At 36.9% G+C, this 14,410-nt stretch carries 14 protein-coding genes; all 14 read right to left on the bottom strand.

Features of this window, described 5'->3' with window-relative positions:
- Window positions 1-279: hypothetical protein (locus H7254_RS19750; RefSeq protein ID WP_301934615.1), on the bottom strand; the 279-nt coding region annotated here is incomplete at its 3' end.
- Window positions 276-1,100 carry a purine-nucleoside phosphorylase gene (locus H7254_RS19745; protein WP_301934614.1) on the bottom strand — a complete coding sequence of 275 codons (825 nt, stop codon included), beginning with the start codon at window positions 1,098-1,100 and terminating at the stop codon, window positions 276-278. The genes H7254_RS19745 and H7254_RS19750, both read right to left, overlap by 4 nt.
- Window positions 1,101-1,322: 222 nt before the next feature.
- Window positions 1,323-1,988, bottom strand: a complete 666-nt coding sequence (locus H7254_RS19740) for a hypothetical protein (RefSeq protein WP_301934613.1) — start codon at window positions 1,986-1,988, stop codon at window positions 1,323-1,325.
- A gap of 549 nt (window positions 1,989-2,537) precedes the next feature.
- Window positions 2,538-3,467 carry a radical SAM protein gene (locus tag H7254_RS19735; RefSeq protein ID WP_301934612.1) on the bottom strand — a complete coding sequence of 310 codons (930 nt, stop codon included), beginning with the start codon at window positions 3,465-3,467 and terminating at the stop codon, window positions 2,538-2,540.
- 3 nt (window positions 3,468-3,470) lie between these two features.
- Window positions 3,471-4,187: an ABC transporter ATP-binding protein gene (locus H7254_RS19730; RefSeq protein ID WP_301934611.1), complete on the bottom strand. Its 717-nt coding sequence runs from the start codon at window positions 4,185-4,187 to the stop codon at window positions 3,471-3,473.
- Complete coding sequence (locus H7254_RS19725) at window positions 4,187-4,957, bottom strand: ABC transporter permease (protein ID WP_301934610.1); 771 nt, start codon at window positions 4,955-4,957, stop codon at window positions 4,187-4,189. The genes H7254_RS19730 and H7254_RS19725 overlap by 1 nt, the downstream gene beginning before the upstream one ends.
- Entirely contained in the window at window positions 4,954-5,634 is a 681-nt protein-coding gene (locus H7254_RS19720; protein WP_301934609.1) for a hypothetical protein, read from the bottom strand. Before H7254_RS19720 ends, H7254_RS19725 begins: the two co-directional genes overlap by 4 nt.
- Window positions 5,635-5,794: 160 nt before the next feature.
- Entirely contained in the window at window positions 5,795-7,015 is a 1,221-nt protein-coding gene (locus H7254_RS19715) for an ABC transporter substrate-binding protein (RefSeq protein ID WP_301934608.1), read from the bottom strand.
- 64 nt (window positions 7,016-7,079) lie between these two features.
- The gene (locus H7254_RS19710; RefSeq protein WP_301934607.1) at window positions 7,080-10,076 is read right to left on the bottom strand and encodes a TonB-dependent receptor; all 2,997 of its coding nucleotides are present in this window, start codon (window positions 10,074-10,076) and stop codon (window positions 7,080-7,082) included.
- A gap of 38 nt (window positions 10,077-10,114) precedes the next feature.
- Window positions 10,115-10,807 carry a DUF2064 domain-containing protein gene (locus H7254_RS19705; protein ID WP_301934606.1) on the bottom strand — a complete coding sequence of 231 codons (693 nt, stop codon included), beginning with the start codon at window positions 10,805-10,807 and terminating at the stop codon, window positions 10,115-10,117.
- Between the two features lie 269 nt (window positions 10,808-11,076).
- A complete protein-coding gene (locus H7254_RS19700) occupies window positions 11,077-11,637 on the bottom strand; it encodes a peroxidase-related enzyme (protein WP_301934605.1) in 561 nt (186 codons plus the stop codon).
- A gap of 41 nt (window positions 11,638-11,678) precedes the next feature.
- Window positions 11,679-12,809: a hypothetical protein gene (locus H7254_RS19695; RefSeq protein ID WP_301934604.1), complete on the bottom strand. Its 1,131-nt coding sequence runs from the start codon at window positions 12,807-12,809 to the stop codon at window positions 11,679-11,681.
- Window positions 12,810-13,044: 235 nt separating this feature from the next.
- Entirely contained in the window at window positions 13,045-13,734 is a 690-nt protein-coding gene (locus H7254_RS19690) for a glycosyltransferase family 2 protein (protein ID WP_301934603.1), read from the bottom strand.
- A gap of 10 nt (window positions 13,735-13,744) precedes the next feature.
- A partial coding sequence (locus H7254_RS19685) for a 4Fe-4S dicluster domain-containing protein (RefSeq protein ID WP_301934602.1) occupies window positions 13,745-14,410 on the bottom strand: 666 nt, incomplete at its 5' end.

Raw genomic sequence — 14,410 nt, 5'->3', positions numbered from 1 at the left:
TAGTTGCACAAAAGCATTCTTCATTTTTTCACCCAAATCGTTACCAGATTGAATTTTATAATAAAAAGGAGCATTAACATCCCCAATAGTTTCATCAATAGCATCTGAGAAAAAGATAAATTTATCAGCTGTTACATGCTCAGCAATATTTAAAGTATGCTTTAAAAGCTTCTGGTAAATTGCCAGGGCCATATCATCCCCAATGGTTGCGGCCAACCTTGTTTTTACTTTCCCTTTTACCGGATTTTTAATAAATATAATCAACGCATTTTCCATCATAGTTCGCTGAAATTGAGTGATGAAATAGTTGCTGCAAAAAGCCTTGCTAATTTTGCATCCGCCTTACCTGCCGTTTCAATTATTTCGGCAATGTTAACCGGTTTTAAATGATCAGGATCGCATTCATCGGTAATTACGGATATAGCAGCACAAGGCAATTTTACATGATTGGCAGCAATTACTTCCGGCACAGTTGACATACCCACCATATCAGCTCCAATCACTTTCAGGTACTTATATTCAGCTCTTGTTTCCAGGTTGGGGCCATTAACCGCTGCATATACTCCTTGCTTCAATTCAATATTTGATTTAGCCGAGTTACTTTTTAACAGTCTATTTAATGTTGCATTGTACGGCATGCTCATATCAGGAAAGCGGCCACCCAATTCATCGAAATTTTTGTCAGTTAATGGGTTGCCCGATTGAAGATTGATATGATCATCCAGCAACACCAGGTCGCCTTTTTTATAATTTAAATTTATTCCTCCTGCAGCATTGGAAAGTAACAATACTTTTATGCCAAGTAGTTTCATAACCCTTACAGGAAAAACAATTTGCTGCATTTCATATCCTTCATATTGGTGAAACCTTCCTTGCATGATCAATACCTTCTTTTCTGCAATCCTTCCATATACTAAATTGCCTTTGTGAAACTCCACCGTTGCTGTTGGAAAATTTGGTATATCACTATAAGGAACAGTGATTATTATTTCTATCTCATCTAAAATTTTATTGAGTCCCGTTCCTAAAACAATTCCGATTTCAGGATTAATAATTCCTTTACCTGATAAATATTCCGTTGTTTCTATTAGTTGTTTCATAATTGTTGCGTTTAGAAGATGCGCTATTTTCTTAGCTTTTCACCCTACGTCCTTTTTGGATGCAGTTTGGTGTTCTTATTCAGATGTAAATCCAATTGTCTTTGTGGTAAGCAGCAGCAGGCGCTTTCCCAAACCGCAGCATTAAAGCCTTTAGCCCGGTTTTTAACTCACCCCAAAAATGTGGTGGCTGTTTGTAACCTAATACCCGGTATCTGTCTGGCTTTATCTTTCCTTTTGCTTCTTCAAATTTTTCAAATGAAGCAACCCCGTTTTCAAATTTGCCCATGTATTCACTAATGAAATCTCCAGATTGGTTATCGCTGTATTTTTCTTCGCCCCACTTTCAGCAAAGGCCGATAAATTTTCCGGCACTTCAATGCCACCGCAACGGCATTGCCATACCAAAGGTGCGTAAGCCTGCCGCATATCTTTAAATGGTTCCGCCGTCCCGTCAAAATAATCTTTATGCGCTAATATTTTCGGCACATTATTATTATCCATTTCTTTACCACCATGGTCACCGTTGCAAAAAAAGCCGGCAATTCGTCCTTCAAGATGATTGATCATTAGTTCTTTCCACTGTTCTGATTTCTCTAATGCAATGGCCATTTCAGGATCTTTATATGACATCAATTTTTCATCCGTATTGCCAACGTTCATGCAAACCAATCTGTCGAACATCAGCTTCACGTTACTGGCAGGCGCATACCAGTTCGCCGGTCCGATAATTGCCCATGTGTGAATATCTGCCATCTTAATTATCAGCATTCTGGCCTTATTGTCCACACCGGGGCAATTGTACTTATTTCTGCCCGAGCCTTTAATGATCAGCACGCTGAATGGCCTTTTATCAACCGTCAGTATTGATTTTTTGTCGTTTGGCTTCATCCCTTTAAATTACTAATTAATCTCTTTATCAATGGGCAGTCCAACAATATTTGTCATCAGTCGTAAAATTTATCGTTAGTAATAGCTACATGGAAAACATTTGGAACGGTATAAAAAATTATTACATCACGCTGGGTAGAAACTACCATGTTGATCCACTGATTTTTTTGGGCATCCATTTAGTCGCTACACCTTTGTTTATGTTAACCGTTGCATGGCTCATTAAGAATTACCGGCAAAGTAAATCCATCGAATGACCGTTAATTTTCTCACTTTTTATTTTTAATGCAGCGAATATCTACCTCGTAATTCTTGGTAAAAATATACCGTTGTGGGTATATTTTGTTCTTGTAATCACCACCATTATCAGCGGATATTTTTCCTATAAAAAAATACAAACAAAATAAATAAAGATTAACAATAACCTCTTCATCATACATAAGTTACTTTCAAAAAATAAATCGTTCCTCGTTATCACGTGCCTGAAAGCTCCGCCGGTTTTATTATGTACAGTTTTTCTGTTTAAGAATTTAGCAACGACCTATGCCATTATTTTAGTTCCATTGTCTTACTATTAATGTGCTTCAAAAAGAAAAGATCACAATACAAACAAATATTTTCTACCACTGCTGTTTCAACTTTTGCCTGGTCCACCGATATGCCAATATGTTCACCCATTTGCCAGGGCTCACCTAAATTTAATTTTTGAAATACTTCCATTTTAGATATCCGTTGTAACACGTCAGCCACCTTCTCTTTTCTTGCATCGCCCATCGGGTATTTTGTTCCGGGGCAGCAGGGATTTATTTTCCAAAGTTGAATGGAAATTTCCATCGGCAATTCGGTGCCTCCCAGGAAACCTCTTGCACCCGATAATATTTTACAAAAATTATGGTCGGGGTTCTTTAACCAGTTATTTTTTTCCATTGCTCTGCCCCTTGCCCAATTTCCACCAAGCCACATATCTTCTGTTGCACCCCAATAACCAAAGGAAAGTTTATCATTTTTCAGGTAAGTATCTTTTTCAATTAACGGCGATGTATTTTCGTCACTAAAGCCACGGGAAAAGAATAATTGCTTGAGCACTTCCAATCTTGCGCCTGCATTTTTATGGTACCGGTCTATGCTTGCCAGGTCAATACGGGTAACTCCCTTTTCAACAAGTGTATCCAATATTTCACCCGATAACAAATCACCATTTGTTTGCAACATAATTTGTGTAGCACCTTTAAATTTTTCTTGCAGGCGATCTAATATCTTGTACAATAATTTTTTTTCCGTTAGCGGTTCTCCTCCTGAAAGAATCAGCCTGTCAACAGTATCTGGCAGGTTACCAATGATCTTCATGCAATCTTCTTCTGAAATTCTTTCTCCCTGCGGGCCAGAGCTATTGTAACAGTGGTCGCATTTATCATTACACAATTGAGTAAAAACCCAATAGATACTTTCATAATGATTATAATTATTCTCCGTATTCATAATTTATAAGTTTTGCCAGAAAGTAATTTCCTGTTGTGCACCGGTAATACTGTCTGAAATGAATGATTTTTTACTATCGTAAATTTTAAGTTTCCCTGCATTCATATAACCAATGCCATCTCCCATCAATAATGCTTCTTTAATGTCGTGGGTAACAAAGATGGAAGCAATATTAAATTCCGCGGCAACCTGTTTAAATAGTCGCTGCATCTCTGCACGTGTTTGTGTATCCAGGTTGCCAAACGGCTCATCTAATAATAATAAAGGAGGGTTTATTATTAATGACCTGCCAAAATTAACCCGTTGTTTTTGTCCGCCTGAAAGCTGGTGTGGCATTTTTTTATGATGGCTTTGCAGACCAAGACTGGCAAGCAGTTGATTTACTTTTGTGTCAACAACTACTTTTTTTTCTTTTTTAATCCGAAGGCCAAATGCAATATTTTCAAATACATTTAAATGCGGAAACAGCAATGGCTCCTGGCTCATATAAACAATATGGCGCAGGTTGGCAGGCAGCGTATTAATATTTGTTCCCTTCAAAATAATGTCACCTTCATCTTGTAAAACAACACCGGCAATAATTTTAAGTAAGGTGGATTTACCACAACCCGATTTCCCCAAAATACTAAGTGTATGGTTTTCATTTAACGTAAGGCAAATATTCTCAAGCACAGGTTCTGTGGAAAATTGTTTACTGATATGTTGAATGTTTAACAGCATTAATTCAATTTAGAAAATACAAATCTTTTGTTGATCCATAAAAATATAGCGGGTGGAAAAACAATGATGCAACTGCTCAATGCCGCATAAAAAATATTTGCTTCCCCAATGTATTGATACACTTTAAGTGTAAGTGTCTGTACTTTTCCAACACCAATAATTGTTGTTAATCCATACTCAAACCAAGAGATAAGAAAGGTTTGAAAAAAACAAACCAATAATTGTGGTAAAGCCATCGGCAATAGCACTCTAAAAATCGTTTGCTGCAAATTACTTCCGAGGGTTGTACTTACCTGCTCCAAAGCACGGATATTTTCGTTCCAGAAACTCCTTAATAATAATATACTGAACGGGATTGTAATGATGAGTTGTGCAATTACAACACCTGTAAAAGTGCCCGATAAATTAAACAGGATAAAAAAATGGTTCAGCAGCAGCGAGTAAATAACCGGCGATAACGCCAGTGGAAAATAGCAGGCAAACAATAAGTATTTTTTTTTGCGCTGCAATGATATGGAACGGCTTATGGTAAAACCGGTAATGGTGGAAACAATGGCTACTATTAATGCAATAAAGAATGAAAGCTGTAAGCTTTGTAAGAGTCCGCCGCTGTTTTGCATTAATCTACTCCATCGCTCTGTACTATAGCCCGAAGGCAGCAAATGTGGAAAATTCCATCCATCGGCGATTGATAATATGAAGAGAAAAACAAATGGCATCATGAATAAGAGCAATGCTAAAAATGCTATCGGGCGTTTTAAGTATTTCATGATATTGCCTGGTTTTTTGATTTTAAAAAAACAGCTAATAATAATATAACCGCTACGGAATAAACAAGTGATAAAAAATAGCCCTGAGGAATGTCCATTAAATTATATCGTTGCATTTTGCGGACAATAAGTACTGAAATCATTTGAGGGCTTTGCTGTCCAAGTATCAATGGAATTTCGTAAGAGCCAAAAATAAAAATGAAATAAAGTAATATCGTATTTATTCCTTTTTTTAGCAATATCGGAACAACAATTTTTTCAGCAATTTTTACTGAAGATGCACCCAGTGTTTTAGCTACATTGGATAATGCCTTTATATTTTCTGCCTCGTATATGTTTGAAAAGAAAATCAGGAAGAAAGGTGTTGCCATTAGCACATGCGTAGTTATTATTCCGATACCTAATTTATCATTCACCATATCCGGAAACTGGCTAAGATCGTTGATGATATTTGTCTGGTATAACACTCTTGAAAGAAAACCAGTCTTGTTTAACGACTGCAAGGAAACAAACGCTGTAACGATGGCAGGTAAAGCCAGCAGTAAATATGGAAAAAACGACCATTTGCTTTTTGTAATGGCTGTTTTAAAAAACAGTACGCCGGTTATTGCAAGTAAAAAAGAAATAAGTATAGAGCAAACCGCGATATAAAAACTATAGCTTAATGAAAAAAACATTTCCGTGTTTTGCAGCAGGCTTGAAACATGCGTTGTAGTAAAACCATGGGACAAAATACCCGTTAAACCAAACGAATATAGTATTGCATAAACAAGACTGCCTGCAAATGGTAACAGTACCAAAAGCATAAAGCAAACAATGCCTGATCGGTTTATAATTTTATTGTTCAATAACATATTTTCTAAAGTCTTCGTTAAGTCTTATCATGTATTCCGGCGCCAATTCCATCAACGCTTTGGGTTGAATATCTGCCCTGTTTGGTCCATACACTCTTGTTTGAAGGGAATTAAATGCTGCCTTTTCCGCTGCGCTAAGTTTATTTAAATCAAGCACAGTTCCGTCTCCCCAAACAGAAGATTTTTGTTTTTCTAATTGTGCATCCGGTGAAACCATAAAATTGATAACAACCATGGCTGCCGCCTTTTGGTTACTGTTTTTTGTTATGCCGAGGTAGTGCGAATTTTGTATGGTGCCGGCATCAAATACATACGACCGGGCAAATGCCGGGAGTGTGCCTTCAGTAACTTTGTTATCCACTTCACCATCATTATTACTCATGGTAAAGTAAAGTTCGCCCTGCGAAAACATCTGGTGCATGGGTGCCACAGCATTGGGAAAGGTTTTGCCCGACTTCCACAAATAGGATTTTATACCATTGATATATTGCCATAACTGCCCCGAATAAATTTTGTATTTGGCTTCATCAAAAGGGCCTGCAAGTGAACCGCCACCACCGGCGATATCTATTAATAAAGACTTTAAAAAAGTAAGCCCTGTAAAATCAGTAGGAATTGTAAACTTGCCAGGGTTTTGTTTTACATAATTTTCAAGTTCGGGCCTGTTTTTAGGGGGCGACAGCACTTTATCTTTATTGTAAATGATACATAATTGCACATTTCCCCAGGGGCATTCCATACCATTTACCGGTGTTTGAAAATCATATTTAATAAATGGGTTGTCAAAATTTATCAATTTCGAGTTGGGCAATTTGGAAACAAACGGTCCAAACAGCGCATCAATTTGTTTTAGCTGGTAAAAGGTTTCTCCGTTTATCCAGCACATGTCAATTGCACTGTTAGTTTTTGTGGCTTCTTTTTCCCCCATTAAAATAGATACCAATTGATTACCCTGCCCTGCAGTTATATTCAACGTGATTCCATACTTTTCTTTTACTGAAGGCACTACGTAATTGTTTATGTATTTATTTATTTGCGGATCACCCTGCCACATCATAAAATTCACCGTTTGTCCTTTGGCCTGATTTAATATTTCTTTCCATGAAAGTTGTGAAGGATCCTTTTCTTTACTTGTACTATTGCTGTTGCATGCACCCAAAAAAATTGCAGTAAGCACTAATAATAAACTAGTGTATTTTTTCATCTACGTCAAAAATTAATAAAAAGAAAGGGGCAGTTTTAAAACCCCTTTCCTAAAAAATGTGTACTTAAAATGCATACTGTGCACCAAACTGAAACTGGCGTGGCGCTCCGGAATTCTTTTGAACAATACCATTGCTTCTGGGGCCAATTTGTATCTGGTTACTTTGGGTGGCGTTATTGCTATAGCCACTCAGGTTCTGCGTATTGAAGATATTAAATATGTCGGCCCTTATTTCAAGTGTACCGGCATGTTTCAATTTAAGGTTGTATTGAAGTCCAATGTCAAATAATTTGTTCCAGGGTAAACGGTCGCTGTTGCGGGTTTCGCCGGGTTGCCTGTCGCTGTTACCAACATAGGCATCACCGAAACTTCCGCCATCACCATTTAAATCTGTTGTACCACCATAGAGGTTTGCCTGCGGTATCCTGTTTATGGGTTGCCCGCTTTGTAATAAAGTTGCCATAGTGATACTGAATTGTTTTACCGGATAATAATAAAACACGGCACTAACAACATGCCTACGGTCATTTAGTGAAGGTCCCCATTCAGCGGTATAATTGTTAGCATCCGCCGCCCTGAAATTAATATCATCCGTATTATTTTTCAAACTTGATAAAGTGTAAGAAAGAAAATAGGCATATTTATCTTCGGCTTTATCCTTTTTAATATTTACACTCAAGCCTATGTATTCGGATTTTCCACCCGCATCAGTCATCGTTACATTTCTGGAAACGCCTCTTACTTTTTGGCCATTAATTAATCCGTAATAACCCTGTGCATCAGTATAAATTGGTACCGGCCTTGTTGCATTTGCATCAGTTTCACTTCTGGCTGTTGTACCATTTAGTGGAATAACATAAGAAGAAGGCGCATTCAAATCAAGCAAACGGAATAAATTATAACCCCGGTTATACACTACATCAGTATAAAACAAAACCTTATTATTGATCTGGTATTGATAACCGATTGTTGATTGCCAGGTATATGGATTTGAATAGCCACCCGGGTTTAATATTCTTCGTTCAAAACTAAAGGCATTGTCCCGCTGGCCTTGTAAGGATGCGGCTGAGGGGCCATTGAGATAAGTTACATTGGTTGCAGCAGCAGAAATATTTCCATTAAAGGTAACTTTTGAAAGGTCAGTATTGGCTGGCAATATCCCTTTTGCAATTAATGCCTGTAATTCTGATTTATAATCTGCGCTGGTTGTATTTTGTTGCAATGCATCACTGTAAATAGTGTATAGCACCTTGTCGTAAAACAAGCCGGTACCACCTCTGATGCTGCTGCGTTCTGTTAATTTATAATTGATACTTGCCCGTGGCGCTATATTATTCCAATCTCCCTTGCTGCCGCCGCCTTTTGAAAGATTATCATAATCGTATCGTAAACCAAATGTAAAATTCAACTTGCTGCTGATTGAATAAAGATCTTCAACATAAGCGGTATAGATGCTTTGGCGTTTACCAAATTTTATTGGCCTCAACTCGATGCTATAATCGGATACTTTAGCATTTGAGGGTATATCAGTAATAGCTAAACCTGCGCCTTTATTTGATGCTTTCAATGCTGCAACCTGTGCTGCATTCAGGTCAACCTGGTAGGATCCGGCAGGAGTACCGCCTCCAAATAAATTATGGTTAGCTGTAATTATTTCCACACCAACTTTTAGGGTATGTTTATTAAAATACCATTTAAATTTTTGCTGCACCTGCTCCGTACTTTCATGCGAATCAAACACATAACCAGGGTGTCCTAATTCGGCAATGGTTGCCAGGTTGGAGGAAGAATCACGGACAGTAACCTGGGGGCTATTGGGATTATTTGGCCTTGCATAGTTCCAGCGGAAACGACTATACTGCAGGTTAGTTTCACTGGAAAAATTCGCTTTTGTGTAGCTGTTTTTCCAGGCAATCAGCATTGAATTTCTATCTTGTTTATTACCCGATGATGGAAACGCAACACCGCCATCGAGCCCACCACCCTGCCGTTCTATATTTACAATACCAACATTAACACGTAAGGAGGAATGGAAATGGGAATTCCAAAGCTGGTCTATTTTACCTGATAAATAGGTAAAGCTGTTTGTTCCTTTTACAGTAGCATTTACACCCAATTGTGGAGAGGAGAGCAGGTTATCTTTACCATCAATAGTTTGCTCCGCATTCAAAAAATAGAAAGTCTTATTTTTTTTGATAGCGCCACCCAATGCAAAACCAAATTGTTTACGGGAAAAACCATTTTTTACGTCATTGCCAGAAAGGTCTTTTTGAGTAAATGCTGTTTTACCATCAATGGAAGGACCAGGCCTTGTAAGATAAAATACTTCTCCCTTAAAATCATTGCTGCCACTTCGGGTTGTTATATTAAATAAGCCATTGGCAGTATTTCCAAATTCAGCAGAATAGTTATTGGTGAGTACGCTTACGTTTTGAGTAAACCCAAGTGGTATGGCAAATTTCTGTCCACCTAAAAATCCTTCATTGTTATCAAGGCCATCAATCAGGTAAGAACTAAATAATGAATTAGCCCCGTTAATACTCACATTTGGAGCCTCCGGGTAAAAACCAGTGGCTTGAGTTACATTTGGTAACCTGAAAAGCGAGCGGGTAATATCGCGGCCTTCAATGGGTAGGGTTTCTAATTCCTTTCTTTTTAACTGCGCAGATACTTCGGCATTGATGGTGTTGATTTTTGAACTGCCGGAAAATACTTTAACTTCTTTCAATTGGCTCACTTTCTTTTCTGTTGCAATAATTTGCACAGAGGGAAATTCATTAGTTCGTAGTTGTATATTATCAACGGATTCTGAAACATACTTGTCGGTGACCAGGCTTATTTTATAGGAGCCTGCGATGCTTAGGGATTTAAAAATAACTTTACCAGTCGGGTTTGACTGCAGTGTTTGTTTAAAACCAATTTCTTTATTTTCCAATGAAACCATTACATCATCAACTGGCTTAAAAGTTAATGAATTTGTGACGCTAACTGATAAGTCTACCTGCGAAAAGGCAGCGAATGAAAATAGTATTAGGGCTAAAAATATGACGTACTTCAGCATAAAAATGTTTTATAAATTAAATAATTTGTTAGAAAAACTTACAAAACAAACAAAGGAGGTGCCCTTAATCCTTTACTATAAAAAATTATAATTGAAGTGCCGATTTGATCAAATATATTTTGTCGGGCAGGATGGTGGCTTAAAAATAATAGGATTATTTTTCTTAAAGAGGATTTAAAGCTTGATAATTTAAGCACAAAACTGGCTTCTGCGCGGGTATTGAGATTATATAAAACCGGCAGAATTTCAATATCGTTGCTGGTATTTAATAAATTATATAGTTCATCAAAAAGGCGGTTGGTCTGCCAATGTAATTCCTGAAAAGATCTTGAATCAAAATTTGACTTAGTAAGGCCAATAAGATATGCCCCCCCTCTATTATCTTTTCCGATTACTTCTTTATTTACGTTCAATGCTTCAAATGCATTCCTTATTTGCCTGGCTTTCAATTGAGGGCAATCATTGCCTACCACGATAACTTTGCTATACCCTTTTGAAAAAACACTCAAGACAGCATTGGTAATTTTTTCTCCAAAAGTGCAACCAATTTGCTTCTTTTCCGATATAAAAAAATAGGGTAATTGTGTCTTTATTACCAGACTTTCTACGTTTTTATTAAAAAAATCAAATAATAATTCATCGCCGTTTCCGGATGAGAGAATATGTTTGCTTATCCTTTCCTTTTTGCCTGTTTGTGCAAATATTATTATTGCTACCTGTTCTTCCTTCATCTAAATAAATTATGCCTCTATTTTAATAAGCTATTACTTTATAAATTATAACGTTTCCTGACAATCTTTGTTGGTTTTAAATTAATCAAAACCAACTGGTAGGCGACTCTACCATATTTACTTGTATGGTATTTATTTTCTTGACAAGTTTAACCTGGTGCTTTTTTAAGTTTTGGGTTCATTTTGTTGATTTTAATATTATTTAATGTCTTATATAATCAATTTTTCAGCAGATAGTCGGAATCCTTATAACTAATCCAGGCATATTCTCAATATTTATAACCCGTTCCGCCTTCTTTTTCCAGTTCAACGCCAAGTGATAGCACAATCCTGTTCACAAAATTAAAATATGCAGTTACCAGCACAGTGTCCAAAATTCCCTCATCCGTAAGCCCCGCAGTTTTTAATGTGTTTGTATGGTCGTTATTGTCATGCTCCGCAGGATATTTTGTTAAATGAATAGCAAACGTACACATGGCTGCTTCTCTGAATGATAATCCTGCTATTTTATAATCTGCAATCAGCTTAGTTACCCTTGCCTCATCTTTCCAATAGTTATTCAATGCCACAGCATGATGGGTTTTGCAATAAACACAGCCATTGGTTACAGAAACAACCACAGCTATCATTTCCTTTTCCGGCCTTGATAAAGATGTTTTAGCAAACATTATATCCATATACAAATTAAGGTGGCTTTGTATAGATGCCGGGTGAAGGCTTTGTACTGCCAGCACTTCAGAAACTTTACCTCTTTTTTCGATAAGATTAGCAAATACCTCACTCAATATTCCTGTTGCTTCATCGGGTTGTATCAATTTTATTCTTGCCATAACCAAGTGTTTTTTATTTAAGTTTTTCCTTTATTTAAAACTTAAATAATGTTTAGTAGTCTCGAAAACGCTGAACTCATAGACCCTTTCGTTTTTCCATTATTTATTTTTAATTCACTTAAAACAAACAATAGAAGCAACGAATATTCCAGCAGTATAACCCACATGTTTTCATTATATACTTTCAGCCAATAAGGAAAATATGACAATGGAATAAGCAATGAAAAAACAACTGGGAACTTATATTTAGTAAATACCCCCAACGCAACAAGGGTGCTGATATACCAGGGATGTACCATTGCAGCACTTAGAAAATAAATAAAAAATATCCAGAGTGCCTTTTCGAAAAGGACTTCTTTTTTAAATCTAAAAAATGAGATAAACAGAATTAGCACTAAAGCGATTGCTCCTAACATCGATGCAATCTGTGCGGAATAATCATTATCAGAAACCAGTTGGCTGATCCGTACAAAGAGGTAATAAAAACTTCCATTAAATTCAAAGAGGTTGTAATACTTGCCCACGCTGTCGCTTAAATGAGCGAACAGCTGGTGATCGATAAGAGGAATAAAAAGGATGGTGGTAAAAACAACAGTAAGCAATCCGGTTTTAAAAAAGCGCCAAAAGCCCAGGTACATTAAAAACAAAGGGGCAAGCATAACCGGTAAAATTTTAGAACAGATGGCTAACGCCCAAAACAAAGCGGCGAATGCAATTTTATTTTTTTCTAAAAAGTAAAAAGTAAAAACTAAAAAGCAAATCAGCAGTGCTTCAAAGTGAACATTTCCGGTAAGTTCTACAATAACCAATGGGTTAAGCGCATACCATAAAATATTTCTTGATGGTAAATTTTTTCCTTTTGAAAGCAGCAATAAACCGTACAATGTAAAACATTCAGCTATAAAAATAAACAGCTTCATCACTACTGCTGCTCCATAAGGGTTGGCCGGAAAAAGCTTTGCCGCTATCGCAAAAATATATTGTAATACTGCAGGGTAAATTGTAAAGGATTCCTGCGATTCTGGTATCAGGTTATTGTACAGGAACTGTAACTGACCATCTGCATGAGTAGATAGATACTCTTTGGGTGTAAATGAAAAAGGATTGACATGATGCAAAAACATTTTACCATCCCATATAAACCTGAAATAATCATCTGATAATGCTGGCAAACTGAATACAGCAAATAACCTCAACATGATCGCTAAGCCAATACAAAATTCTAGAGAAAAAATTTGTTCCTCTTTTACGATATAGAAATAAGATGCAAATAATAAAAGGAATGACAGATAAATTGCAAAAAAATTACTTCTTGGTAGTTGATATAAAAGTATAAGATATACCAGCATCGTTAAGCCGGTAATTAACGGTATAATAAATTTTCTATGTTGCTGGGTTACCTGCATTTTAAATGTATCTGAAAATAGTTGTAATGATTTTATATCCTGCTCCCAGCGTTCCTTTTACTGTTCCACTCACTTTTGAAACGCCAATCCTTTTCCTGTAATCCACAGCAACCTCGCAGGTTTTCATTTTTAATTTTGCCGCTTTGAGTTGCATTTCAACAGTCCAGCCATAATTTTTATCCGCCATATTCAATGCAATCAGCGATTTGTATTTAATGGCCCTGAATGGTCCCAGGTCGGTATAATTGGTTTTGTACAACCACTTCATCAATGTAGTAGCCAGTTTATTGCCTAATACCTGTTGTGGCATCATTGAACCTTTAGCTTTTAATCCTAAATTTCTTGAACCAATAACCATATCATAATCTTCCTCAATAATTGGTTTTATTACAACCGGCAATTGTTCGGGATAGTCAGAATAATCTCCATCAATAAAGACTACAATTGCTGGAGGCGTTTTCATATTTTTAAGGTATTCAATTCCCGTTAAGCAGGCATTACCATATCCTTTCAATTGCTGGAACAAAACCGTTGCTCCAGCCCGCTTAGCTTTATTAGAAGTATTGTCTGTTGAATTATTATCTACCACAATAATTTCAGTAACCAGTTTAGCCGGTAGGTCATGAATTACTTTTGCGATAGAGTTTTCTTCATTGTAAGCTGGTATAATAACTACGATCTTGTTCTCCAAATGTTTACTATTATAATTTTACTTCAATGCGGTTGTTACCAATAAGTATCGGATCATTGTTAATACGGTCTGAAGCTTTTCCATTCTCCAGTTTAAGAACCCCCCGTGGACAAACCTCTGCACAAATTCCGCAACCTACACAAGATGCTCTAACAATATTTTGACCTTTTTGTGCATAAGATCTTACATCAATTCCCATTTCGCAATAGGTAGAACAATTGCCGCAACTGATGCACTGTCCACCGTTAGTGGTAATCCGGAAACGACTTTTATACCGTTGAATGATTCCAAATATCGCTGATAACGGGCAGCCAAACCTACACCAAACTCTGTTTCCCAAAATTGGATATAACCCTGTACCAATTACACCGGCAAACACCGACCCAATAAGAAATCCATACCATGTCTGTACCGTTTCAGTTGCCGTACCCAACAGGCTGCCATGACTGAAATAATTTATTAGAGTTATTGCAGTGAATAAAGTAATCACAACCAATACACTATAAATCATTATCCGCTCAATTTTCCAGGCAATTAATTTTTTACTGGATAATTGCCGGAACGGATCTCCTGCAGTTTCTGCAAGGCCGCCACATCCGCATACCCAACTGCAATACCAACGTTTTCCAAAAAAATAAGTAAACAATGGCACAATGATTATTAATAACACGATGCC

The organism is Ferruginibacter sp. (assembly GCF_014377975.1).
Taxonomy (GTDB): Bacteria; Bacteroidota; Bacteroidia; order Chitinophagales; family Chitinophagaceae; genus Ferruginibacter.
This window is presented reverse-complemented; position numbering and strand designations above follow the sequence as displayed.